Source organism: Prochlorococcus marinus str. GP2 (genome assembly GCF_000759885.1).
GTDB lineage: Bacteria > Cyanobacteriota > Cyanobacteriia > PCC-6307 > Cyanobiaceae > Prochlorococcus_A > Prochlorococcus_A marinus_J.
In genome coordinates this window covers 198,678-224,644 of sequence record NZ_JNAH01000008.1, presented here as the reverse complement: position 1 = coordinate 224,644, position 25,967 = coordinate 198,678, and the positions used below count along the sequence as shown (strand labels likewise).

The 25,967-nt window shown below is 34.1% G+C and carries 23 protein-coding genes and 1 tRNA gene; 17 read left to right on the top strand and 7 right to left on the bottom strand.

What is annotated here, in order from left to right; all coding sequences use genetic code 11:
- Positions 1-15: 15 nt before the first annotated feature.
- Positions 16-87: transfer RNA gene (locus EU91_RS01235), tRNA-Thr, on the bottom strand.
- Positions 88-142: 55 nt separating this feature from the next.
- Here EU91_RS01235 and EU91_RS01240 point away from each other — a divergent pair.
- Positions 143-382: a DUF3493 domain-containing protein gene (locus EU91_RS01240; RefSeq protein WP_032525029.1), complete on the top strand. Its 240-nt coding sequence runs from the start codon at positions 143-145 to the stop codon at positions 380-382.
- 11 nt (positions 383-393) lie between these two features.
- Here the strand turns inward: EU91_RS01240 and infB are convergent, their stop codons facing one another.
- The 4 genes from infB to rimP form a co-directional block, all read right to left on the bottom strand.
- Complete coding sequence (gene infB / locus EU91_RS01245; RefSeq protein ID WP_032525028.1) at positions 394-3,759, bottom strand: translation initiation factor IF-2; 3,366 nt, start codon at positions 3,757-3,759, stop codon at positions 394-396.
- Between the two features lie 65 nt (positions 3,760-3,824).
- On the bottom strand, positions 3,825-4,088 hold the full coding sequence (locus tag EU91_RS0108870) for a YlxR family protein (protein WP_082303042.1): 264 nt from the start codon (positions 4,086-4,088) through the stop codon (positions 3,825-3,827).
- Positions 4,085-5,488, bottom strand: coding sequence for a transcription termination factor NusA (gene nusA, locus EU91_RS01250; RefSeq protein ID WP_032525027.1), 1,404 nt, complete (start codon positions 5,486-5,488; stop codon positions 4,085-4,087). The genes EU91_RS0108870 and nusA overlap by 4 nt, the downstream gene beginning before the upstream one ends.
- A 36-nt stretch (positions 5,489-5,524) precedes the next feature.
- A complete protein-coding gene (gene rimP / locus EU91_RS01255; RefSeq protein WP_032525026.1) occupies positions 5,525-5,992 on the bottom strand; it encodes a ribosome maturation factor RimP in 468 nt (155 codons plus the stop codon).
- Positions 5,993-6,147: 155 nt separating this feature from the next.
- On the opposite strand from rimP, the gene EU91_RS01260 reads away from it, so the two are divergent.
- Together EU91_RS01260 and rpiA are read left to right on the top strand one after the other, a co-directional pair.
- Complete coding sequence (locus tag EU91_RS01260; RefSeq protein WP_032525025.1) at positions 6,148-7,278, top strand: trypsin-like peptidase domain-containing protein; 1,131 nt, start codon at positions 6,148-6,150, stop codon at positions 7,276-7,278.
- A gap of 46 nt (positions 7,279-7,324) precedes the next feature.
- The gene (gene rpiA / locus EU91_RS01265) at positions 7,325-8,038 is read left to right on the top strand and encodes a ribose-5-phosphate isomerase RpiA (protein ID WP_342503434.1); all 714 of its coding nucleotides are present in this window, start codon (positions 7,325-7,327) and stop codon (positions 8,036-8,038) included.
- Here rpiA and hisD read toward each other — a convergent pair.
- Entirely contained in the window at positions 8,035-9,321 is a 1,287-nt protein-coding gene (gene hisD, locus EU91_RS01270; RefSeq protein ID WP_032525023.1) for a histidinol dehydrogenase, read from the bottom strand. The genes rpiA and hisD overlap by 4 nt on opposite strands.
- 119 nt (positions 9,322-9,440) lie before the next feature.
- On the opposite strand from hisD, the gene rpsT reads away from it, so the two are divergent.
- From rpsT to EU91_RS01325, 13 genes are all read left to right on the top strand, one after another.
- On the top strand, positions 9,441-9,734 hold the full coding sequence (gene rpsT / locus EU91_RS0108865; RefSeq protein WP_032525022.1) for a 30S ribosomal protein S20: 294 nt from the start codon (positions 9,441-9,443) through the stop codon (positions 9,732-9,734).
- A gap of 17 nt (positions 9,735-9,751) precedes the next feature.
- Positions 9,752-10,546: a TatD family hydrolase gene (locus EU91_RS01275; protein ID WP_032525021.1), complete on the top strand. Its 795-nt coding sequence runs from the start codon at positions 9,752-9,754 to the stop codon at positions 10,544-10,546.
- A gap of 233 nt (positions 10,547-10,779) precedes the next feature.
- Positions 10,780-14,073, top strand: a complete 3,294-nt coding sequence (gene rpoB / locus EU91_RS01280; protein WP_032525020.1) for a DNA-directed RNA polymerase subunit beta — start codon at positions 10,780-10,782, stop codon at positions 14,071-14,073.
- 38 nt (positions 14,074-14,111) lie between these two features.
- Complete coding sequence (locus EU91_RS01285) at positions 14,112-16,013, top strand: DNA-directed RNA polymerase subunit gamma (protein ID WP_032525019.1); 1,902 nt, start codon at positions 14,112-14,114, stop codon at positions 16,011-16,013.
- 34 nt (positions 16,014-16,047) lie between these two features.
- Positions 16,048-20,148 carry a DNA-directed RNA polymerase subunit beta' gene (locus EU91_RS01290; RefSeq protein ID WP_032525018.1) on the top strand — a complete coding sequence of 1,367 codons (4,101 nt, stop codon included), beginning with the start codon at positions 16,048-16,050 and terminating at the stop codon, positions 20,146-20,148.
- Positions 20,149-20,196: 48 nt separating this feature from the next.
- Positions 20,197-20,349, top strand: a complete 153-nt coding sequence (locus EU91_RS01295) for a high light inducible protein (RefSeq protein ID WP_032525017.1) — start codon at positions 20,197-20,199, stop codon at positions 20,347-20,349.
- A gap of 27 nt (positions 20,350-20,376) precedes the next feature.
- Complete coding sequence (gene rlmN / locus EU91_RS01300; RefSeq protein ID WP_032525016.1) at positions 20,377-21,423, top strand: 23S rRNA (adenine(2503)-C(2))-methyltransferase RlmN; 1,047 nt, start codon at positions 20,377-20,379, stop codon at positions 21,421-21,423.
- A gap of 69 nt (positions 21,424-21,492) precedes the next feature.
- Positions 21,493-21,618 (top strand): hypothetical protein, encoded by a 126-nt coding sequence (locus EU91_RS09705; protein WP_275040676.1) that lies wholly within the window; start codon positions 21,493-21,495, stop codon positions 21,616-21,618.
- Between the two features lie 18 nt (positions 21,619-21,636).
- Positions 21,637-22,404, top strand: a complete 768-nt coding sequence (locus EU91_RS01305) for a HEAT repeat domain-containing protein (protein ID WP_032525015.1) — start codon at positions 21,637-21,639, stop codon at positions 22,402-22,404.
- A gap of 145 nt (positions 22,405-22,549) precedes the next feature.
- Positions 22,550-22,765 carry a DUF2997 domain-containing protein gene (locus tag EU91_RS01310; protein WP_032525014.1) on the top strand — a complete coding sequence of 72 codons (216 nt, stop codon included), beginning with the start codon at positions 22,550-22,552 and terminating at the stop codon, positions 22,763-22,765.
- A complete protein-coding gene (locus tag EU91_RS01315) occupies positions 22,752-23,144 on the top strand; it encodes a DUF1257 domain-containing protein (RefSeq protein WP_032525013.1) in 393 nt (130 codons plus the stop codon). The genes EU91_RS01310 and EU91_RS01315 overlap by 14 nt, the downstream gene beginning before the upstream one ends.
- A gap of 9 nt (positions 23,145-23,153) precedes the next feature.
- Positions 23,154-23,513 (top strand): ferredoxin, encoded by a 360-nt coding sequence (locus EU91_RS01320; protein WP_032525012.1) that lies wholly within the window; start codon positions 23,154-23,156, stop codon positions 23,511-23,513.
- A gap of 9 nt (positions 23,514-23,522) precedes the next feature.
- Positions 23,523-24,716 (top strand): aldo/keto reductase, encoded by a 1,194-nt coding sequence (locus EU91_RS01325; RefSeq protein ID WP_032525011.1) that lies wholly within the window; start codon positions 23,523-23,525, stop codon positions 24,714-24,716.
- 2 nt (positions 24,717-24,718) lie between these two features.
- Here EU91_RS01325 and rsmG read toward each other — a convergent pair whose 3' ends face one another.
- Positions 24,719-25,432, bottom strand: a complete 714-nt coding sequence (rsmG, locus tag EU91_RS01330; RefSeq protein WP_032525255.1) for a 16S rRNA (guanine(527)-N(7))-methyltransferase RsmG — start codon at positions 25,430-25,432, stop codon at positions 24,719-24,721.
- An 89-nt stretch (positions 25,433-25,521) separates the two neighbouring features.
- Here rsmG and EU91_RS01335 point away from each other — a divergent pair, with 89 nt between their 5' ends.
- On the top strand, positions 25,522-25,962 hold the full coding sequence (locus tag EU91_RS01335) for a J domain-containing protein (RefSeq protein ID WP_032525010.1): 441 nt from the start codon (positions 25,522-25,524) through the stop codon (positions 25,960-25,962).
- Positions 25,963-25,967: the final 5 nt, after the last annotated feature.

The following is a 25,967-nucleotide window of genomic DNA, read 5'->3' as shown; positions in this document are numbered from 1 at the left end:
AATTTGCTTTTGAAATGCCGATAATTGGAATTGAACCAATGACCTACTGTTTACGAGACAGTTGCTCTGCCGCTGAGCTATACCGGCAATACAATAATTCTGATAATTTCATATAGACTTAATTTTATAATTTAAAGAATTTATGTCAAAAATAGATCCTGAGTTAAAAAAGAAATTATTAAAGGAATCTCAGGCTCCTTTCAATGGATTAAGGAGAATATTATGGATAGCTTTTAGTGGCTCCGCATTTTTGGGGCTACTAATAATGTTTTTCAAAATGTCCAGTGGAAGTGCGCTTCAGCAGAATAACCTTCTTATTCAATTGGGTGCTTGTATTTTATTTCCTTCTTTATTATTTTTGATAGGAAAAAAGATTGATTAGTTAGATATTAATTATTGAGTTAATGTTCTCTTTTTAGTAACAAATTTGAAGGCTTCGATTATATCTCCTTCAATCCATGAAGAGAATTTATCGCAGCCAACACCACATTCAAATCCTGTATTTACTTCTTTTACGTCATCTTTAGATCTTTTAAGAGAGTCTAAATCGCCTTCAAAAATAACTTTATCTGCCCTAACAACTCTCAAAGAGCAATTTCGTTGAAGCTTGCCAGATTGTATATAACACCCTGCTATAGCTCCTTTGCCAACTGCAAAAGTTGCTCGAACTTCTGCTTTGCCTAATGATTCTTCTACAAGATCTGGTTCAAGTAGACCTTCCATAGCCAACTGAATATCTTCTAGGAGTTTATAAATTACTTCATATTCTCTGATATCAACATCATTAGCATCTGCTGCCCTCTTAGCTCCAGATGCCAATGAAGTATTAAAACCAATAATTACTGAACCTGATGCGGCTGCAAGATCTATATCTGTCTCAGTTATTTCTCCTGGAGCGGAGAGTAGAACTCTTACTTGAACTTCATTTTTAGGTAATTGTTCTAGTGATCCCAATATCGCTTCAACACTACCTTGAACGTCAGCCTTAAGGATTAAGTTTAACTCTTTTAATTCCCCATCATTTGCTTGAGTTGATAATGATGACAAGCTAACTCTTCTAGAAGCCATTTGCTGAGCTAATTTTGTAGCTCTAGCATCTGAAGCTCTGTCTCCAACAACTGCTCTAGCAGTTTTTTCATCTGAGTAAACTTCAAATTCATCACCCGCTGTTGGTACTTCACTAAATCCTAGTGCCTCCACCGGGAAAGATGGACCTGCCTCTTTAATTCTATTACCATGTTCATCAACCATTGCTCTAATTTTTCCAAGTACCGAACCTGCAGCCAAAACATCCCCAGATTTTAAGGTGCCATTTTGAACTAATAAAGTAGCTACAGGACCTTTGGCTTTATCAAGGTGTGCTTCAATAACGGTACCTTTAGCGGTTCTGTTCGGGTTAGCCTGTAAATCTTCAACTTCTGAGACCAATAAAATCATTTCGAGTAATTTATCAATATTTTGTTTTTTGATTGCACTTACTGGCACCATGACAGTATCGCCTCCCCAATCTTCTGCAATTAATTCTTTATCTGATAGTTCTTGTTTGACCTTATCTGGTGATGCTCCTTCTTTATCAATTTTATTTATAGCAACAACAATTGGAACCTTTGCAGCTCTTGCATGACTAATAGCTTCAAGTGTTTGGGGCCTGCAACCATCATCTGCTGCTACTACAAGAACAGCTACATCAGTGACTTTTGTTCCCCTTGCTCTCATGGCCGTAAAGGCTTCATGACCAGGTGTATCAAGAAAAGTTAATTTTTTCTTTACAGATTCGTGCTCAAATTCAACTTGATAGGCTCCTATGTGTTGAGTTATTCCTCCTGCTTCACCAGAAGCAACTCTGGATTCTCTGATGGAATCTAAAAGACTTGTTTTTCCATGATCTACGTGACCCATGACTGTAATTACAGGTGGTCTTTTTATTAAACTATCAATATCATCAGATTCAATCATATCGACTGTTTTTTCTGCAGCTTCTTGAATATCATCTTGCAAAACAGGTACTCCAAATTCTTCAGCTACAGTTTCGATAGTTGTTAAATCAAGTGATTGAGTTACAGTTGCTGTTATTCCTTTGAAAAATAGAGATTTGATTATCTCTGAACTTTCAAGACTTAATTTATCAGCTAATTCTTGAACTGTTAAATTATCTTCGGGAACTATTATCATCTCTGGTCTTACTTGTTTCGCCTCTTTGGCAGCCTTTAATTCCATAGCTCTTCTTTTCTGCCTTTGCCGTGTGGTTTCTTTCTTCTTCTTTTTAAATTGTTTTATAGATTTTTGAGATTTAGTTTCATCAGACTTTTCTTTCTTTGGGCGGGCCAAACTAGCTGATAATATTGAAATTTTCTCGCCTGAGTATCCACTGGTTTCAGATGTTAATGAATCATCATTCTCACCTATGATGTGAACTTTTTGTCTTTGTTTCTGGGGATTTTTATTTCTTAATGCTTCTAGTTTGGCACTGTCATCCCAATCTGTTTTGCCTGTTTTTTTGGAAGTATTTGAAAATGATCTATGAGGAGACTTTTTGGTGCTTGGAGAATCAGGACGGCTATTAGGAGATTTCACCTTTTGCTTAGGTGATTCGATATTTTGTTTTTCGTTTTTCTGTATCCCTAGTTTTTCTTTTTCAGATTTATTTGTTTTTTGAAGTTGCAATAGTTCATTAGGTGATACTGGCTTCCTTATCCCAGATGACTTTTGTCCATTGAATTTAGAACTTTGCCTATTAAAATCACCTTGTTTAAACGAACCTCCTTGTTTGAAATTCTCACCTGGTCTATTAGGCATACCCGGTCTATTAGGCATGCCCGGTCTATTAGGCATCCCAGGTCTATTGGATGCACCAGGTCTGTTGGTCATCCCAGGTCTGTTGGTCATCCCAGGTCTATTAGATGCACCAGGTCTATTGGATGCACCTGGTCTATTAGACATGCCCGGTCTATTAGGCATACCAGGTCTGTTGGGCGCATTTTTTTTGAAAGTAATGTTTTGCTTATTATTTGAATTTTGCTTATTAGGATTTCTCTTAAGATCGTCTCTTCGTATTGGAGCTCCTACAAGCTCAGGGGGAGTTATTTTACTACTGAAATTTTTTGATTTAGGTTTGTTTGCATCTTGAGTAGGTTTGTTTGATAGTTGTTTTTTCCCCCCTGAGTTGTAGATGTTGTTTGAAGATTCATTAGTTTGAGCATTATTCTTATTATTTTTAGGCTTTGCAATTAATTGAATAGGAGGTTTTACTGCACTTTTTATAGGTTGGGTTGTATCACCTCGAGAAGTTTTTTTATTTTGGTTGAAATTTTGTAAAGGTTTAGCCTTTATATTTTGATTAGTAAGATTTCCTTGAGACTGTTTGCTGTTAATAAAAGAGGCTTTATTAAGATCTTTAGTTTGATTTGAGGTTGTTTTTAGACTTTCAGGCTTATTTAGAGGCTTTATCAATAATGGCTTTTTATTAGAATTATCATTTAGAGGATTTCCTGTTGCAGAGGAGGTTGCTGGAGATTTATCTTCTGTGTTTTGTTTGTAATTATCTTTTTTAATTGAAGGTTTATTGATAGAGAGTATTTTTTTATCTGAATTCTTCCTATTAAAAAGATTTTTGATTTTTTTTGCATCCTCTGCACTTATTGAACTGCTATGGCTTTTTACTGAAATTGAAAGTTTTTGAGCGGCATCCAATATATCTTTATTTTCCAGATTTAAGTCTCTAGAAAGTTCGTAAATTCTGATTTTATCGCTGATAGTCATTTAATCTGATTTTTATTCTTTATTTAATTGAAGAGGATATAAATTCATTATATTCCCTTATTGGGTTAGTGATTGTAGCTTGCAATTTCTTTTTCAAAAATATCAATAAATTCAGGTTCTAAAAATGTTTTTAAAGCTTTTTGAAGCTTTTTTTTGATCTTGGAATCTGAGTAACATTTTATTGACTTACAAATGTATGCTGATCTTCCCATTCCCTTTTGAAAAGTTATGCCTTGCCTGTGATCTTTTGTAATCTTAATAAGATTTTTCCTATCGTATGTTTTTCTACACGAAATGCATATACGCATCACAGGGGCATGATGTATCATCCTTTTCTCTCCTCTTTTGAGGACATTTCACTTTCTTGAATTTCCTCCAATTGATCATTATCTGAGAAAGTTTCTCCTTCGTATTGTTCTTCTCCATATTCTTCATCATCTTCAGGAAGAGGATAAAGCTCCCTTAATCTTGCATCTTCTGCGGCACGTTCAGCTTGTTCTGCTTCTAATCTTAATTCAGCTTCTCGCTGAAGATTTTCTTCATCTTCCCGTTGAGTGATTAATTCAGAGACTGCAGCATCTTCTGCTTCTTGATCATATTCATGTGAATTCTTAACATCAATCTTCCAACCAGTTAACCTTGCGGCAAGTCTTACATTTTGACCTTCTCTACCAATTGCGAGACTTAATTGATCAGGAGGAACTAATACGTGCGCATGCTGTCCTTCTGGATCAACTAGTCTTACTAGATCAACTTTTGCAGGACTTAAAGAATTTAAAATATACTGAATTGGATTAGAAGACCATTTTATAACATCAATTTTTTCTCCTCTTAATTCATTAACTACTTGTTGAATTCTTGCTCCTCTAGCTCCGATACAAGCGCCTACGGGGTCAACTTCTTGCTCGACACTATCAACTGCTACTTTTGTTCTAGGACCAACAGCTCTTGATGGCGGATTTGCTTCTCTGGAAACAGCAACTATTTTAACTGTACCCTCTTGAATCTCCGGTACTTCATTTTCGAATAAATAGACAACTAAACCAGCATTTGCTCGACTAACAAAAAGTTGTGGTCCTTTTCTAGCTATTTCACTAACTTCTTTCAAAAATACTTTGAACGTTGCGTTTGCTCGATAGTTATCATTTGGTAATTGATCTCTCTTAGGAAGTTCAGCTTCTACTTCTGGTCTCCCAATACCTGAACTAACTCCCATAATCACTGATTGACGCTCAAATCTTATAACTCTTGCAGTTAAAACAGGATCCTCTAAATCTGCAAATTCTTCTTGGATCATTTTTCGTTGTTGATCTCTTAATTTTTGTGCTAATACCTGCTTGGTTGTTGATGCCGCCATCCGCCCAAAATCCTCTTTTTCTGGAGTGACATCTAAAACAACTGTGTCACCTACTTGAGCATCATCAGCAACTTGTTTAACTTCTCCAAGAGATATTTGATGATCTTCGCTCTCGACTTCCTCAACAATTATTTTGCTCGATAAGATTCTATAACCCTCTTCATCTAAGTCTAATCCAACATCAAAATTACTAAAGTATTCTTCATCAAATGGATCTTCATTAACACCTATGTAAAAAGTTCTTCTATATTTTTCGTACCCTTTTAATAAGGCTTCGCGCAAGGCTGCTTCCACGACATTAGGAGGTAACTTTTTTTCCTCACTAATATCTTCAATAAGATTGTTTAAACCTGGGAGAATAACTAATGCCATCTATGATGGGAAATTTGGATAATGATTGAAAAATAATTAATCTTTTAATGTACAAAGACTAATCCTTAATACTTCAGTAAAAGGGATTCTTTTAATTTTACCCTTTATGTTAATGGCTAAAAAATCTTTAGACTTTTCATAAAGTAAACCATTCAGAAATTTTATTTTTGAATTCTTTTGGTTTAACTCAACATTAACTGGAAAACCCTTAAAAGTTTTGAAGTCTCTTTCTGAGGTTAATTCATCACTGACCCCTTGACTACTAATTTCTAAGACATATGAACAATTTAAAAGATTTGAGTTTTCTATTTCTTTAGATACTGGGCTATTAAATACAACACAATCATCTAAAGAAATCTCGTCTCCATTAGTTTTTTTTATTATAATTTCAATAACAATTGGATTAAGATTAGTTTTTAGATTTAAACTAATTAATTGTAAACCCCATTCTTTTGCTACTTTCTTTAATAAATTTTCAAGTTGTCGTATTTTTTCTTTATTCAAATTCAAAAGTCTAATTTAAATAATTTTCACATATTATAAATTAGTTTTTCTATAAAAAATTCAAAATTTGTATTTTATGGATGTAAACAAAAAAACAACGATAATTTATTTCTTGAATTAGATTTACTAAAAAAATTATAATCTACTTACTATAAATGAAATTGCTCAAGATTAAATTAAATGATTTAATCAAAATATCCATTATTCTTTGTTTTTGTTTAGTTAACTTCTTTCAAGAAACTGAAGTTTTAGCGTTGAATTCTTTTGAAAACCATAATTTTGTATCCTCTGCAGTTAAAAATGTTAGCCCTGCTGTTGTGAAAATTGATACTGAGCGATTGGTTGAAAGGCAACAGTTTGATCCAACTTTACTTGATCCTTTATTAAGGGATTTGCTTGGGGAACCTGGTATCTTCCCAGATAGAGAAAGAGGCCAAGGTTCTGGAGTCATTATCAATGATAATGGTTTAGTTCTCACAAATGCTCATGTTGTAGAAAGAGTGGATGAAGTTTCAGTAACCTTGGCAGATGGAACAATTTGCGATGGGCAAGTTTTGGGAACGGATTCAGTCACTGACTTAGCTTTAGTAAAAATTAAAGAATCAACTTATTCTAGTTCTGCACCACTTGGGAATTCTGAGGATCTTGAAGTTGGAGACTGGGCAATAGCTCTTGGAACTCCATATGGTCTGGAGAAAACAGTTACACTAGGTATAGTTAGTAGCCTCCATAGAGATATTAATAGTCTAGGATTTTCAGACAAAAGACTTGATTTAATTCAGACTGATGCGGCAATTAACCCAGGTAATTCTGGAGGCCCACTTATCAATTCAAACGGCGAGGTAATAGGAATCAACACTTTAGTAAGAAGCGGCCCTGGTGCAGGTTTGGGTTTTGCAATTCCAATTAATTTAGCTAAAAATGTTACTGATCAGCTTCTTAAAAATGGAGAAGTTATTCATCCCTATTTGGGAGTCCAATTGATTTCTTTGAATCCTAAAATTGCTAAAGAACATAATAAAGACCCTAATTCATTAGTTCAATTACCAGAAAGAAATGGAGCATTAATTCAATCAGTGATACCTAATAGCCCTGCTGAAAAAGCTGGGTTAAGAAGGGGCGACTTAGTAATAGCAGCCGAAAATATTTCTATAGATGAACCTAAAGCTCTGCTAGATGAAGTAGAAAAAGCTCAGATAGGTAAAGTATTTCTACTAAATGTTTTGAGAGATAATAAAGAGATAGAGATAAATATTAAACCAGAACCCCTTCCAGGTTTGACATAAATCACCCATTGAAATTTAATTATCTATAAACCTAGGAAAAAAGATTTTGGATACACAAACACAAATGAAACAAGTTGTTGCTGATGCAGCAATTAACGAGGTCAAGAGTGACATGATACTAGGATTAGGATCTGGATCTACAGCCGCGCTTATGATAAGAAGTTTAGCTAAAGAAATTCATTCAGGAAAATTGCAAAATATTAAAGGAGTTGCAACTTCCTTCCAGTCAGAAGTTTTGGCTTTAGAGCTCGATATTCCTCTTGTTGATTTAGCTTCTGTTTCTCAAATCGACTTAGCTATTGATGGAGCTGATGAAGTTGATTCCAGATTTCAGTTAATAAAGGGTGGAGGTGCATGCCACGTTCGAGAAAAGTTGGTAGCATCTAAAGCTAAAAAATTATTAATTGTTGTTGACGAAACTAAACTGGTACAAAATTTAAATCATTCTTTCCCTTTACCAGTGGAGGTTTTGCCGAATGCCTGGAAGCATGTTCAGGAATTAATTTCAGAAATGAATGGAAGTTCTACATTAAGAATGGCTACTAAAAAAGCTGGACCTGTTGTTACTGACCAAGGCAACTTGGTCTTAGATGTTTTTTTTAAAAATGGTATTCAAGATCCAAAAGAGATTGAAACTAATATTAATAATATTCCAGGAGTATTAGAAAATGGATTATTTGTTGATCTTACAGATAAAGTATTGGTTGGTAAAATTGAAAACAATGTTCCAGTCGTCTATTCTCCTTCAAAACTTTCCTAGTCTTCAAATCTTATTTTTACTGAATCAGCGTGACTATCTAACCCTTCACTTTGAGCAAGATGAATAATGTCACGGCTGTTAACTTTTAAACTTTCTTTATTAAATTCTATTATTGATGTGTTTTTCATGAAAGTTTCAACTCCTAAAGAACCGCTGAATCTGGAATTCCCTGATGTAGGTAAAGTATGATTCGGTCCAGCCAGATAATCTCCTACGGCTTCTGGTGTCCATTGTCCTAAAAATATTGCACCCGCATTTTCTATCCCTTCAAGTATCTTTTCATGATCTAAAGCTAAAATTTCTAAATGCTCTGGAGCAAAGCTATTGCTTAGTTCAACACATGATTCAAGATTTTCGCAAATAACGATTAATCCCCAGTTTTTTATTGATTCCATGCAAATTTCTTTTCTTGGATGATTATCTACTATTTTGAATAGTTCTTTTAAGACTTCTTTAGCTTGTTCATCTGAAGTAGTTAGAAGTATTGAAGAAGCTAAAGGATCATGTTCAGCTTGTGCTAATAAATCAAAAGCTATATGTTTACTTAGAGCTGTTTCATCTGCAATGATTAATATTTCACTTGGGCCAGCTAAGGAATCAATTCCTGTAGAGCCATAAATTAGTTTTTTAGCAGTAGTTACATAGATATTTCCTGGACCTGAAATAACATCAACTTTATCGATTTGATTTGTTCCAAATGCTAAAGCACCAATTGCTTGAGCCCCTCCAATTCTAAAAACTTTATTGATTCCTGATAAATGTGCTGCAGCTAAAACGGCTTTGTTTACTTCCCCTTTAGTATCTCCAGGGGAAACCATTATAATTTCTTCTACACCTGCTACTGTCGCAGGTATCGCATTCATCAATACAGTACTTGGGTAAGAAGCCCGACCTCCAGGGATATAAAGACCTGCTTTTTTTACAGGTCTCCATTTTCTTTGAACTTTATCACCATGTTCACCTTTTATAATAAAAGATGATGGAATCTCTTTTTCATGGAATTTTTTGATTCTTGTATAGGCTACTTCAAGTGCTTGCTTTAAATTGCTATCAATTTTATCCCATGCATCTTTCAAATCTCGAGCGCTAATTTGCATTGGCTCAGGGTTGAAACCATCAAATTTTCTTGTATATTTTTCTACAGCTATATCTCCATTTTTTTTTACTTCTTGAAGAATTTTTTCGACAATTGAATTTATATTTTTATTGTTTTCTGAGTTAGTTCGATTAGAAATCCTTTTTAATTCTTGGATCGCTTCTTTTTTATTATTAATAATCTTCATATTCTAAATTTTCAAATTGATAGGCTTAAAGTCCAATTTACTTCACTTTATAAATTATATATGATTGATAAGTAGTCAATTAATTTGCTATTATAAAATCTTCTATTTATATACCCTCTGTGGCTAATAACAAATCAGCAAAAAAGAGAATACAAATTGCCGAAAGAAATCGATTAATCAATAGATCATACAAATCAACTGTAAGGACTTTGACTAAAAAAACCTTGGAGAATTGTGAAAAATATAAAAAAGAACCTAACAAGGATAATGAAGATTTAGTGAAAACAAGTCTTAATAAAGTTTTCAGTTTGATTGATAAAGCTGTTAAGAAAAATGTTCTCCATAAGAATAATGGAGCTAATAAAAAATCAAAAATTAACACTTTTGTAAAATCCACTTTAACAACAAAGTAAAAAGACAGAACATAATTATGAGCGATATTGAACTCATTGATTCACACTGTCATTTGATATTTGAAAATTTTGAGAGCGATATTGAAGATGTTGTTCAAAGACTACGTTCCAGAGGTGTAAGAAAATTAGTTCATGCTTGTTGTGAACTAAATGAAATTCCTAAGTTAAAAACAATATCCCATGAGTTTAGTGAAATATATTATTCGGTAGGTTTGCATCCCCTAGAAGCCAACAAATGGGAACTAAATTCTAAATCCGTCTTAAGAAAGTCAGTACAAGAAGATAGAAAAGTTGTAGCAATTGGGGAATTAGGTCTTGATTTTTTTAAAAGTGAAAATAAAACTCAACAAATTGATGCTCTTATTCCACAAATGGAGTTAGCTTATGAACTTGATTTGCCAGTAATAATTCATTGTAGAGAGGCTGCAAATGAAATGATTGAAATATGTGATGACCTCTCTAAGAAAGGGAAATGCCCTAAAGGTGTACTTCATTGTTGGACAGGAACCCCGAAAGAAATGAAACAATTTCTAGATCTTGGTTTTTATATCAGTTTTAGTGGAATAGTGACCTTCCCGAAAGCACATGAAATTCATGAATGTGCCAAAATAGTACCTAATGATAAGTATCTAATTGAGACTGACTCACCCTTTTTAGCTCCTGTTCCCCATAGGGGTAAAAGAAATGAACCTGCATTTGTTGAAAATGTTGCAAATTTTATGGCGGATTTAAGATCTACTGAATTATTTACAATTGCGAAAGAGTCATCTAAGAATGCTAAAGATTTGTTTAAATTTGACTTGTTAAGTTAACACTAAAGCTGCTAATATAAGGAATTACTGGAAATTTTCTTAATTTTTAGTTTTTACTTTCCTAATTATTGGTTATTTGGCCATTGTACTCAATTTTTTTTGTCTTAATCATTGGTTTTTTGTTGAAATCGAGACTTAATTATTGAATTTAAATTGAGAGAAAGGTTAAACAACTAGATATTAAGTAGATTTTAAGTAAATAGTAAATCTCACATAATCGAAGGTTTTCTTGGATGAGCAGTAGCGCTTTACAGGTAGCAAAAACAGCTACTTATCTACCAGATTTAGTTGAAGTACAAAGAGCAAGCTTTAAATGGTTTTTGGAGAAGGGGTTAATAGAAGAATTACAAAACTTTTCACCCATTTCTGATTACACAGGCAAATTAGAATTACACTTTATAGGTGAAGAGTATAGGCTGAAAAGACCTAGACATGATGTTGAGGAAGCAAAAAGAAGAGATGCAACATTTGCTTCTCAAATGTATGTAACTTGTAGATTAATCAATAAAGAAACAGGGGAAATTAAAGAACAAGAAGTATTTATTGGGGAATTACCATTAATGACTGAAAGAGGAACTTTAATCATTAATGGTGCTGAAAGAGTCATTGTTAATCAAATTGTTAGGAGTCCAGGGGTATATTTTAAAGATGAACAGGATAAGAATGGTCGAAGGACTTACAATGCGAGTGTTATTCCTAATAGGGGTGCATGGTTAAAATTCGAGACTGACAAAAATAATTTACTTTATGTGAGAGTTGATAAAACAAGAAAAATTAACGCTCATGTTCTTATGAGAGCGATGGGACTTTCTGATAATGATGTGGTTGATAAACTGAGGCATCCTGAATTTTATCAGAACTCGATTCAATCAGCTAATGACGAAGGTATAAATTCAGAGGATCAGGCTTTACTTGAGCTCTACAAAAAGCTTCGTCCCGGTGAACCACCCTCAGTCTCTGGTGGGCAACAGCTATTACACAGTAGATTTTTTGATCCCAAAAGATATGATTTAGGCCGAGTAGGTAGATATAAAATAAATAAAAAATTGAGACTTACCGTTCCAGATGATATAAGAACACTAACTCATGAAGACGTTCTTTCTACCATTGATTACCTAATTAACCTGGAATTGGATATTGGTGGTGCGAGTTTAGATGATATAGATCACCTTGGCAATCGAAGGGTAAGATCTGTTGGAGAACTTCTTCAAAATCAAGTAAGGGTTGGCCTTAATCGTTTAGAGAGAATAATAAAGGAAAGAATGACTGTTGGAGAAACAGATTCTCTTACTCCCGCACAACTTGTGAATCCTAAACCTTTGGTGGCCGCTATCAAAGAGTTTTTTGGGTCAAGTCAATTAAGTCAATTTATGGATCAAACTAATCCTCTGGCTGAATTAACACATAAGAGAAGAATATCAGCTTTAGGTCCTGGAGGTTTAACACGAGAAAGAGCAGGGTTTGCGGTTAGAGATATTCATCCTTCACACTATGGAAGATTATGTCCTATCGAGACTCCTGAAGGTCCTAATGCAGGACTTATTAACTCTTTAGCTACCCACGCAAGAGTAAATGAATATGGCTTTATTGAGACTCCTTTTTGGGAAGTTAATAATGGCAAAGTTAAAAAAGAGGGTAATCCTGTTTATCTTTCTGCTGATTTAGAAGACGAGTGTAGAGTAGCTCCAGGTGATGTTGCGACAGATAAGGATGGAAATATACTTGCGAATCTAATTCCAGTTCGATATAGACAAGATTTTGAAAAAGTACCTCCTCATCAGGTTGATTATGTTCAGCTTTCCCCTGTTCAAGTTATTTCAGTGGCGACTTCATTAATTCCTTTCCTAGAACATGATGACGCAAATAGAGCTTTGATGGGTTCGAACATGCAACGCCAAGCCGTTCCATTGCTAAGGCCAGAGCGTCCTTTAGTTGGGACAGGATTAGAATCTCAAGTTGCTAGAGATTCAGGGATGGTCCCCATAACAAAAGTTAATGGGACTGTATCTTATGTAGATGCTAACGAGATTGTTATTAAAGATAAGGATGGTAATGAACATTTTCATTATCTCCAAAAATATCAAAGATCAAATCAAGATACCTGCCTAAATCAAAGACCCATAGTAAAAATTGGAGATCAAGTTATATCGGGTCAAGTCTTAGCGGATGGATCTGCATGTGAAGGAGGGGAAATAGCACTTGGTCAGAATGTGCTTATTGCATATATGCCCTGGGAAGGATACAACTACGAAGATGCGATTCTCGTCAGCGAGAGGATGGTAACTGATGATTTATATACATCGGTGCATATTGAAAAATACGAAATTGAGGCAAGACAAACAAAGTTAGGTCCTGAAGAGATTACAAGAGAGATTCCCAATATCTCTGAAGAAAGCTTGAATAATCTTGATGAAATGGGAATTATCAGGATTGGAGCTTTTGTTGAGAGTGGAGATATTCTGGTTGGAAAAGTTACTCCAAAAGGGGAATCAGACCAACCGCCCGAAGAAAAACTTTTAAGAGCTATTTTTGGTGAAAAGGCTAGAGATGTCAGAGATAACTCCTTGAGAGTCCCTAAAACTGAGAAAGGAAGAGTATTGGATGTTCGCATTTATACCCGAGAACAGGGTGATGAGTTGCCTCCAGGAGCAAATATGGTTGTCAGAGTCTATGTAGCCCAAAGAAGAAAGATCCAAGTTGGAGACAAAATGGCTGGTAGGCATGGTAACAAAGGAATTATTAGCAGAATTTTACCGAGGGAAGATATGCCTTACTTGCCTGATGGAACTCCTGTAGATATTGTTCTTAATCCACTTGGAGTTCCGAGTAGGATGAACGTTGGTCAAGTTTTTGAACTATTAATGGGTTGGGCAGCATCAAACTTAAATTGTAGGGTTAAAGTTGTCCCATTTGATGAAATGTACGGTGCTGAAAAATCACATCAGACTGTTCAAGCATTTCTAGAAGAAGCTTCAAAACAACCAGGTAAAGCATGGGTTTATAATCCTGAAGATCCAGGAAAGCTATTACTCAAAGATGGTAGAACAGGCGAACCTTTTGATCAGCCAGTCGCTGTAGGATACTCTCACTTCCTTAAATTAGTTCACTTGGTGGATGACAAAATTCATGCAAGATCTACTGGTCCTTATTCTCTAGTTACTCAACAACCATTGGGTGGAAAAGCTCAACAAGGAGGACAAAGACTTGGAGAAATGGAAGTATGGGCTCTCGAAGCCTATGGAGCAGCTTATACACTTCAGGAACTTTTAACAGTTAAATCTGATGATATGCAAGGAAGAAATGAAGCTTTAAATGCAATTGTAAAAGGTAAACCAATTCCAAGGCCTGGTACTCCAGAGTCCTTTAAAGTGCTTATGAGAGAATTACAATCTTTAGGTTTAGATATTGGGGTTTATACAGATGAAGGAAAAGAAGTAGATTTAATGCAAGATATCAATCCAAGGAGAAATACTCCATCAAGGCCTACTTACGAATCACTAGGGACCTCTGAATATGAAGAAGATTAAATACCCAACTAAAAACTTTTAATTTAAATTTCCTAAAAATGACCAACAGCAACTTAAGAACTGAAAATCACTTTGATTACGTCAAAATTTCAATAGCATCTCCTCAAAGAATAATGGATTGGGGACAAAGGACATTACCCAATGGACAAGTTGTGGGCGAAGTTACGAAGCCTGAAACTATAAATTACAGAACACTTAAACCCGAAATGGATGGATTGTTTTGTGAGAAAATTTTTGGACCCTCTAAAGATTGGGAATGTCATTGTGGAAAATATAAAAGAGTAAGGCATCGAGGAATAGTTTGTGAGAGATGTGGTGTTGAGGTAACTGAGAGCAGAGTTAGAAGACATAGGATGGGCTACATAAAACTTGCTGCCCCAGTTTCCCATGTATGGTACTTGAAAGGAATTCCTAGTTATGTTGCAATTCTTTTAGATATTCCACTCCGTGATGTTGAACAAATAGTTTATTTTAATTGTTATGTTGTTTTAGACCCAGGTGATCATAAAGAACTCAAATATAAGCAATTACTTACTGAGGATGAATGGCTGGAGATTGAAGATGAAATCTATGCTGAAGATTCAACAATTGAGAATGAACCATTTGTTGGTATTGGGGCTGAAGCCTTGAAGCAATTACTTGAAGATCTTGATCTAAATGAGGTTGCTGAAGAGCTCAGAGAAGAAATAACAAATAGTAAGGGTCAGAAAAGGGCAAAACTTATAAAAAGGATCAGAGTTATTGATAATTTCATTGCAACTAATGCAAAACCAGAATGGATGGTCTTAGATGCAATTCCTGTCATACCTCCAGACCTAAGACCAATGGTTCAGCTAGATGGGGGGAGATTTGCAACTTCTGATTTGAATGATCTTTATAGAAGAGTTATAAATAGAAATAATAGATTAGCTAGGCTTCAAGAAATTTTAGCTCCTGAAATTATCGTAAGAAATGAAAAAAGAATGCTTCAAGAGGCAGTTGATGCTCTGATAGATAATGGAAGAAGGGGAAGGACAGTTGTTGGTGCAAACAATAGAGCTCTAAAATCTCTTAGTGACATCATTGAAGGAAAACAAGGAAGATTTAGACAGAATCTTCTTGGAAAGCGCGTCGACTATTCAGGAAGATCTGTAATAGTCGTGGGCCCTAAATTAAAAATGCATCAGTGTGGTCTACCAAAAGAAATGGCGATTGAGCTCTTCCAACCTTTTGTGATTCATAGATTGATACGTCAAAATATTGTTAACAACATAAAAGCTGCAAAAAAATTAATACAAAAAGCTGATGATGAAGTTATGCAGGTTCTTCAGGAAGTTATTGATGGTCACCCAATTCTCTTGAATAGAGCACCTACACTTCATAGATTAGGAATTCAAGCTTTTGAGCCAAAATTAGTGGGAGGAAGAGCGATACAACTTCATCCTTTAGTTTGTCCAGCATTTAATGCTGACTTTGATGGAGATCAAATGGCAGTTCATGTCCCCTTAGCTTTAGAGGCACAAACTGAAGCCCGTATGCTTATGTTGGCTAGCAATAATATTCTTTCTCCTGCTACTGGGGAACCAATTGTAACTCCATCACAAGATATGGTTTTGGGATCTTATTATTTAACTGCTTTGCAACCTAATTATCAGAAACCGAATTTTGGTGATAAAAATACTTTCGCGTCACTAGAAGATGTTATTTCTGCTTATGAAGATAAAAGACTTAGCTTACATGAATGGGTTTGGGTTAGATTTAATGGAGAAGTTGAAGATGAGGATGAAATGAGTCATCCACGAAAGACCGAAGATCTAGAAGACGGCTCTAGATTAGAAATTTGGAATTTAAGAAGAGATAGATTCGACTTACAGAATAATTTAATAAGTAGATTTATCCTGACAACTGTAGGGAGAGTAGTGATGAATTTCACCATCATTGATTCGGTATCTAAAACGTAATCTTTAAAAACTATTTTTCATTTATTTAAAACTCATGACATCATCAAAGCCTAAAAAAACTTCTAGAGTGCGCAAAGCTTCCAAAACCTCAAAAAAGAATAATCCAGTTACGATGCCTGCACTAGCTAAAACGCCACCATCATTCAAGAATAAAGTAGTTGACAAGAAAGCCTTAAAAAATTTAGTTTCTTGGTCTTATAAAACTCATGGTACTGCTATAACTGCAGCAATGGCAGATAATTTAAAGGATTTAGGCTTTAAGTATGCTACCCAAGCTGCCGTTTCTATTTCAGTAGATGACTTAAAAGTTCCTGAAGCTAAACAAGATTTGATAGGACAAGCTGAAGAGCAAATTTCTGCTACCGAAGAATGTTATAGACTTGGTGAAATTACAGAAGTTGAGAGACATACAAAAGTTATTGATACCTGGACTGAAACTAATGAGAGATTAGTAGATGCAGTCAAAAATAATTTCAATCAAAATGACCCTCTAAATTCCGTTTGGATGATGGCTAATTCAGGAGCAAGGGGAAACATGTCCCAGGTAAGACAACTTGTTGGCATGAGAGGACTGATGGCTAATCCACAAGGAGAAATCATTGACTTACCAATAAGAACAAACTTTAGAGAAGGACTTACTGTCACTGAGTATGTAATTTCTTCTTATGGAGCGAGAAAAGGTTTAGTTGATACTGCTTTAAGAACTGCTGATTCTGGCTATTTGACTCGAAGATTAGTTGATGTCGCTCAAGACGTAATTGTCAGAGAAGAGGATTGCGGAACAGAACGATCAATAGTTGTTGAAGCAGAAGATGGCAAATTTGGATCAAGGCTCCTTGGCAGACTTACCGCTGCGGATATTGTAGATTCCGAAGGTAACTTAGTTGTTTCTCAAAATACCGCAATAGACCCCACACTATCAGCAAAAATTGAGGCAGCATCTATCACAAAGGTTAAAATAAGATCCCCATTAACTTGTGAAGCGACTAGATCGGTTTGTAGGAGATGTTACGGATGGGCTTTAGCTCATAATCATCTGGTTGACTTAGGTGAAGCAGTAGGAATTATTGCTGCTCAATCTATTGGAGAACCAGGTACTCAATTGACAATGAGAACTTTCCATACTGGAGGTGTATCAACTGCTGAAAGTGGAGTAGTAAGATCTAAGATTTCTGGTAGAGTTGAATTCAGTTCAAAAGCGAAGGTTAGAGGTTATAGAACTCCACACGGTGTAGAAGCTAAACAAGCGGAAGTTGATTTTATTTTAAAAATAGTTCCTCAAGGAAATAATTCAAATAAATCTCAAAAAATTGAAGTTTCAAGTGGATCACTTTTATTCGTTGAGAATGGTGAAGATATAGATTCAGACATAACAGTTGCTCAGATTACTGCTGGAGCTGTGAAAAAGAGCGTTGAAAAAGCAACCAAAGATGTTATTTGTGATTTAGCTGGTCAAGTCAAGTATGACAAGGTTATTCAGCCAAAAGAGGTCACAGATCGACAGGGAAATATTACTTTAAAAGCTCAAAGATTGGGTAGATTGTGGGTATTAGCTGGAGATGTTTATAACTTGCCACCTAACGCAAGACCTGTTATAGCATCTGGAAAGTTAGTTGATAAAGGAAACGTTTTAGCAGAGGCAAGTCAATCAAGTGATTTTGGTGGAAAAGTAAGATTAAGAGATTCAATAGGTGATTCAAGGGAAGTTCAAATTGTCACAACTTCAATGTCAATAAGTAATTTTAAATTAATTGAAGAAGCTACTCACTCTGGACAAATATATAATCTTGAATCTAGTGATGGGACCTCTTACCGCTTGAATACTTCTCCCGGGAGTAAGATTAGTAATGGTGAGGTTATAGCGGATTTAACAGATGAAAGGTTTCGAACAAAAACAGGCGGATTAGTAAAATATTCCCCTGGATTAAGTGTTAAAAAAGCCAGATCATCCAAAAATGGTTTTGAAGTTAATCAAGGCGGAACATTGCTCTGGATTCCTCAAGAAACACATGAAATAAATAAGGATATATCTCTTCTAATGATTGAAGATATGAAATGGATTGAAGCGGGAACAGAAGTTGTTAAAGATATATTTAGTCAAACATCAGGAATTGTTACCGTGACTCAGAAAAACGATATCCTTCGTGAAATAACTGTAAGAAATGGAACTTTCCATGAGTGCGACGATGAAGAAGTTTTGAATAGATTTACAGAGGAAGGGAGTATAGTAAATCCAGGCGAAAAGATTATGGATGATATTGAAAATAAAGAAATTCTATTTGTTCAGAGATTAGAAACCCCTAAATGTAGAGGCTTACTATTAAGAACAGTTGAGGAATTTACTATTCCTGATCAAGCAGAATTACCTGAACTATCTCATGTTAAACAGGAAAAAGGACCACATCTTGGTTTAAAAGCTATCCAAAGGCTTGCTTTTAAAGATGGTGAATTGATAAAGTCAGTCGAAGGAGTTGAACTTCTTAGAACACATTTAAGCATTGAAAGCTTTGATGCTACTCCTCAAATGACGATTGATGTGGAGTCGATTCAAGATAAAAACGATAAAGCAATAAACAGATTAAATCTTGTAATATTGGAATCAATTCTTGTAAGAAGAGATACCATGTCTGACTCCAGTCATGGTTCAACACATACAGAATTACAAGTAAAAAATAATCAAAATGTCAAAGCAGGAGATGTAATTGCTACTACTCAAATTCTATGTAAAGAAAAGGGATTGGTTCAATTGCCAAAATTGATTGATGACGAGCCAATAAGGAGGTTAATCGTTGAAAGAGAAGAAGATAAAATCAAAATTGAGATTACTAATAAAGCTGTTGTTAAAGTTGGAGATCGTGTAGTAGATGGTGATGCTGTAAGTAAATCTGAAAAAGCTACTTCTTGTGGAGAAATTGAAGAGGTTTCTGGTAATTCAGTAACCTTAAGACTTGGTAGACCTTATATGGTTTCTCCAGATTCTGTTTTACATGTTGAAGACGGTGATTTAGTTCTTAGGGGAGATGGTTTGGCTTTACTTGTTTTTGAAAGACAGAAAACAGGAGATATTGTCCAAGGTTTGCCTCGTATTGAAGAACTGTTAGAAGCTAGGAGACCAAGAGATTCTGCAATTTTGTGTAAAAAATCTGGAGTTGTTCAGATTAAACAAGGTAATGATGAAGAATCAGTTTCTTTATCAGTTATTGAAAAAGATGATTTTGTTAACGAATATCAACTCCTTATTGGGAAAAATATAATGGTTAGCGATGGTCAACAAGTTACAGGTGGAGAGATCTTAACTGATGGTCCAATTAATCCTCATGAATTATTAGATTGTTACTTCAGCGACTTAAAGGATCAAAAACCTTTAATTGATGCAGCTCGAGAATCCATATCAAAATTACAAAGAAGTATGGTAAACGAAGTTCAAAACGTCTATAAATCCCAGGGTGTTGCAATTGATGATAAACATATTGAGGTTATTGTCAGACAAATGACAAGTAAAGTTCGTATAGAAGATGCTGGGGATACCACTCTTTTACCTGGGGAACTTATAGAATTGAGGCAGGTGGAAGATACAAACCAAGCAATGGCAATTACGGGGGGAGCTCCCGCAGAGTTTACTCCGGTACTATTAGGAATAACTAAAGCCTCTCTCAATACAGATAGCTTTATATCAGCAGCTTCATTCCAGGAGACTACTAGGGTTCTTACAGAAGCTGCAATTGAAGGTAAGTCTGACTGGTTAAGAGGTTTAAAAGAAAATGTTATTATTGGTAGATTGATCCCTGCAGGTACCGGTTTTAGCGGATTTGTGGAAGAATTAGCCTCAGAGGCTGGCCCCCATCCCGATATTCTTGCGGAAGAATCAGGTGGATATAGAAGAACTCAGAACTTAAGGCCAGACTATACAGTTGATATGCCACAATCACCGGCCGTAAACTCTTCAGCAATACTTGATGATCCTAGCGATGAAGATTTGGAAACTACACGTAACAGACACGGAATAGATCCCTCTTCCAGCAATTTTGCTGCATTTACAAGACCAAGTGCTGAAAATCAATTCTCAGAAGATCAATTACCAGATCCTGCTGCATTAGAGGGATTACAAGAGGAGGGACTACTTTCTGATGAATAATATCCATTATAATTTTTAGTTATTAGAATAAACTTTTATTAGTAATAAATGATTAAGCCAGAGATTGCCCCCAAAAGAAAATTACCTCGTTATGGTTTCCATTCTTATAATGAAAGACTTAATGGAAGAATGGCAATGATTGGATTTATAGCTCTTATTCTTACAGAATTCTTTCTTAAACATGGTCTGCTGTTATGGTGAAAACAGTTTTGAGCTAAAGTAAATATTTTGAAAAATCTTCTTGGAAGTTCTTTAAAGGATTTAGAAAATATAGCTTTAGGTTATGGTCAGGCAGCTTTTAGAGGTCGCCAAATCTATAGTTGGATCTATAACTATAGAAACAAGAATAAAAATATTGATCAAATAGAAGTCTTACCTTTAGATTTTAGAAAAAAGTTAAAGGAGGATGGTTTTAAAGTAAGTGAACTTAGTTTTCAAGAAAAAAACTTGTCTAACGATGGTACTCTTAAGCTATTACTAACTACATTGGACAATGAAAGTATCGAGTGCGTCGGCATACCTACTGAAAAAAGATTAACTGCATGTCTCTCTAGTCAAGTTGGATGCCCAATGGACTGCAAATTTTGCGCAACTGGTAAGGAAGGTTTGAAGAGATCTTTAAAAGCAAGTGAAATATTAGATCAAATTTTATTTATTGAGAATGAAATGAATAGAAAAGTAACTAACATTGTTTTTATGGGTATGGGCGAACCCTTATTGAATATTAATGATTTGCTTTTATCAATTAGGTCTATAAATGATGATTTTCAGATTAGTCAAAGAAAGATAACTGTGAGCACTGTTGCTGTACCAAGAATGATAAAAAAGTTATCAGCAAAATCTTTCCAAATTTTAGGAAATTGTCAATTTACATTAGCAATAAGTTTACATGCTTCAAATCAAAAAACAAGACAAATGATAATACCAAGTGCAAAAAACTATGATATTGAAAATATAATTGAGGACTGCAGGCAATATGTAAAAGATACTGGTAGAAGAGTAAGTTTTGAATATTTAATGTTAAATGGGATTAATGATAAATTAGAACATGCCAATGAATTGAGTAATTTGTTAAGAGGTTTTCAATGTCACGTAAATTTAATACAGTACAACCAGGTTGATGAAGTTGAATTTAAACGAGCCTCAATAAAAAATCTTCAATTATTTCAATCTAGACTTTCTAATAATGGTATTGCTGTCAGCTTGCGAAAAAGCAGAGGTCTAGATAAAAATGCTGCATGTGGCCAGTTAAGACAAAATGCAAGAAAAAAATAATATTATCTTAGAAAAAATTTTTAAAAGTCTATTAAACAGGTTATTATTGTTTTAATTAATTTTGAATCTTTGGGTTTTATTAAGACAAAAGTTTTACCTTTCGCTATCGTAGCACTTTTTGGGATTGCTTTCTTTGCAGTTAGTGCAAGAATTTGGTTGCCAGGTGATATGATGTCGCCTGCTCCCCTTAATTAATATTTTTTGTTTTTGAAAATGAAAAAGAATAAGGATCCTAATAACGAAAGCTTAGCTGAAATCGCAGTTGATCCAGATGTTTTAGCCAAAGAGTTAGCTTTAGAGATTGAAATAGATCCATTGGAGCAAATCGATGAAGACGCATTTTCAAAAGGTTTGAATATTACTGAAGAATGTACTGAAGCTTTAAAAATGCTTCAAGGTGATAGAGAAGAAAGAATTCAAGGCTTAAGAATATTTTGTGAGTATAGAGATCAAAGATCTTTCCCCCTTTTGTTACCGTTACTTGATCAACCTTGTCCTGTTGAAAGAATGAGTGCGGTATATGCTTTAGGTCGTAATCCATTCCCTGGCGCAGTTCAGAAACTCGTTAGTCTTTTGAAGAACGATGATAATGCTTACGTTAGAAGAGCAACTGCATGGAGCCTAGCAAACTACGATAACCAAATTGTTTTAAAACCATTAATAAATGCTTTAAAAAATGATGTGGCTGCAGTTCGGTTATGGTCATCTAGTTCTTTAGCTGAAATTGGAAATGTTTCTTTGGAAAATGCTCAATTAGCAGCTGAACAGCTTTTAATAAGTTTAAAGATTGATAATGAATCAGGCGTAAGAAGTAATTGCATTTGGTCATTGTGTAGGTTGTACGAAAAATTAAATAATACATTTCAAGAAAGTTTCGTTGATGAATGTACCAAAATAGCACTTTTTGATAAAGAGCCTTCTGTTATGGAAGAAGCAAAAACTGCCTTAGATTCAATGGGTATGCAAGGTTTTTATAATTAAACCTCTTAATTTTTTTTACCAGAACTCCAAAAAAATAAATTATCATACATTCAAAATAAAAATTAAAATTAATTAACTTGTACCAACTGAAACAAAATATTTTCGTTATTGTATATAAAGTAAAAGTACTTAGTACTTGAATTTAATGCCTCAAAAAACATTGAGATTCAAAATTCATCAAGACGGAAGAGTTGAAGAGACTGTTGAGGGATTTACTGGTCATTCATGCATTGATGCCACTCAAAATCTCGAAGATGCTCTTGGGAAGGTAACAGTTATGAATAAAACCTCTGATGCTTTCATCTCTAATGACAATGAAAACTTAAACCAACTAAACAACGAATCTAATGTCACATTTTAGTACTATTAAAACCCAGCTTAAAGAAGCAGAGCCACTAATTAAGGCACTAAATAATCTTGGTTATCTTATTAATCAAGAAGAAAAGTTTGTGAGAGGCTATAGAGGCAAGTTTACAGCAGTTGATATAAGTATGAATTTACCAGGTGATACTAAAGTGGGTTTTAAATGGGATAATAATTCAAATTCTTATGAATTAGTTACTGATCTTGATTTATGGAAATTTGAGATTCCAGTTGAAAGATTTATATCTAAGGTTACTCAAATGTATGCTTACGAAACAATTATTTCCAAAACAAAAGAAGATGGATACCAAATTGTTGAACAAAAAAACAAAAATGATGGTTCCATCGAGTTGGTTTTAACCAAGTGGGATAGCTGATATCAGAATATGGATTTTACAGATCCATTTAATAATCCTGAAGAAAATATTGAAATTACAGGGTGGGAGCCTGTATTAGGTGGTCAGCTAGCTGAGAAAGCTGTATGGGTTGATGAAGCTAAATGTATTGGCTGTCAATACTGTATACACGTAGCTTCAAACACTTTCATAGTTGATGAATTTCATGGTAGAAGTCGAGCTGTGAGACAAGACGGAGATAGTTCTGATGTTATACAAGAAGCGATAGATACATGCCCTGTTGATTGTATTCACTGGGTCAAGTTTGAAGAATTGGATGATTTGGAAAATAGTCTAGATAGGGATATGTTCCAATCATTTGGAAAACCTCCAAGAATGAATAAGCATTAATTTGAAAAAATGGAATATCGGAGATTTGGTCGAACCAATCTAAAGATTCCTATTTTGTCTTTGGGTGGCATGAGATTTCAAAAAAGTTGGGATCAATTAGACTTTTCAGAGATTTCAAATGAAGAACAAACTAAAGTTGAAAATATTTTAAATCTGGCAAACAAATATGGCTTAAGTCATGTAGAAACTGCTAAGTATTACGGAACTTCTGAGGTGCAATTAGGAATGGGTTTTAAAAATATTAAAAAAATCCCAAATATTATTCAAACGAAGATTCCACCAAACAGTGATCCCAAAATTTTTAAGAGAGATGTTCTGACAAGTCTTGAGAAATTGAAAGTTAAAAGAATTGATTTACTAGCAATACATGGCATTAATACCAATGAACATTTACATCAAACTATTAAAGATGGAGGCTGTATTGAAATTTTAAGGAAGATGCAAAAAGAAAATTTAATTGGATCTATTGGATTTTCGACCCATGGAAGATCTTCGCTTATTGAGAAGGTTATATCAACCAACTTATTTGATTATGTAAATTTGCACTGGTATTTCATAAATCAAGAAAACACAAAGGTTATAAATTTAGCAAAAAAGCATGATCTTGGGGTATTTATTATAAGCCCCACTGATAAAGGGGGACATCTTCATACACCTTCAACAAAAATGTTGGAACTTTGTAGTCCACTTCATCCTATAGTTTTTAATGATCTTTTTTGCTTAAGAAATCAAAACGTCCATACTCTGAGTGTGGGTATTGCAAAAGAGGCAGATTTTGATCTTCATTTAGAAGCAGTCTCTTTGTTATCAGAATCTGAGAGATATGTTCCAAAGATATTAGACAGATTGAGGCAGGAATCAATTAATGCTTTAGGTTTAGAGTGGAATCAAAATTGGAATAGAAATTTACCCAGTTGGGAATATACCCCAGGAAATATTAATATTCCAGTTCTGCTCTGGCTTTCAAATTTAATAGATTGGTTGGATATGGAAGGATTTGCAAGAGCAAGATATCAATTGCTTGGTAATGGAAGTCATTGGTTTCCAGGATGTAACGCTAATTTACTTGATGAGGATGTTTCTGAAGGACAATTATTGAAAGTTTTAGAAGGCCATATCAATCCAAAAAAAGTTATAAGAAAATTAAGAACTTTAAAAGAAAAGTTTGGTGATAACGTTGCTAAAAGATTATCAAAAAAATAATTTTATAATGGATTTTTCTCTGGTTTACCGACTTTTCTAGGGTAAATTTCAGGGCAAAGATTTTTAGGTTCAATAAGAATAATATTTCGGGTGCCTTTACTTTTTGGTAATAAAATCTTCTTTTTCTCTTTAAATTTTCCTTCTAATATTTCTAAAGTTTTATCTAGATTTTTACTTTCTTCATCATTCCATTTTCCACAATATAAAACTCCTATTCCCTCTTTTTTTAGCATTGGTAGTATATATTCTGAAACTGTTGATGGATTACTCACTGCTCTAGTAGTAGCTATATTAAAACTATTTCTCATTGACGATTGATGGGCTAAGTTCTCAATACGATCATTAATTACATGAATATTGTTTTTGAAATTGATCTCTTTAATTAAGTGTTTTAGTGCATCTGTTTTCTTTTTGGAAGAATCAACTAAGTATATTTCTGAAGTAGGATGAATTATGGCATAAGCTAAACCCGGGAAGCCACAGCCAGATCCAATATCTAAAAATTTTTTATTATCAAAATTAATGTTCGGGAAAGTTTTAAAGGGCCAAATGCTGTCAAAAACTTGAGATACCCAATAATCATCACCATTAATTAATCTCGTTAAGTTTGTTTTATGATTTAATTCTTTAATTTTAATTTGTAATTCTTGAAACATAATTATTTCTTCTTCAGTTATTAAGGAAAAAATTTCTTCTGGAATGTTTTGTTTTTTCATTTCGTTATAAATATAAATTTTTACCATTCATAAAATACATTCTATTTATTAAAAATTTATTAGAATTACAATATTAATAAAAGATTATTTTGAAAGGGGAAATTTCTTATTACAAAATTTTAGGTGTAGATGAAAATGCCTCAAATCATGAATTAAGAAAGGCATTTTGCAAACTCTCCATTGAGTTGCATCCTGATACAACTTCTTTAGAAATAGACGATGCTAAAAGTAAATTTCAAGAAGTTTTGGAAGCTTATGAAAATTTGAATAATAGTAATTTGAGGAAAATATATGATGACAAACTAAAGGAAAAATCTAGAAGCAAGGATAATAATAAAGTATTAAATAATTTAATAATCGATTCAAATAATCAAAATTTAATTGGTAACAGAAGACCTTTCTCAAATGGGGAATTGTTTTCATTATTTCTCTTATTTATTATTATTTCTATTAGTTTGATTTGTTCAATTTTTATTGCCTCTTTTACTGGCAAAGAACTAGATACAATACCGTACTGGTTAGTAAAATGATACTT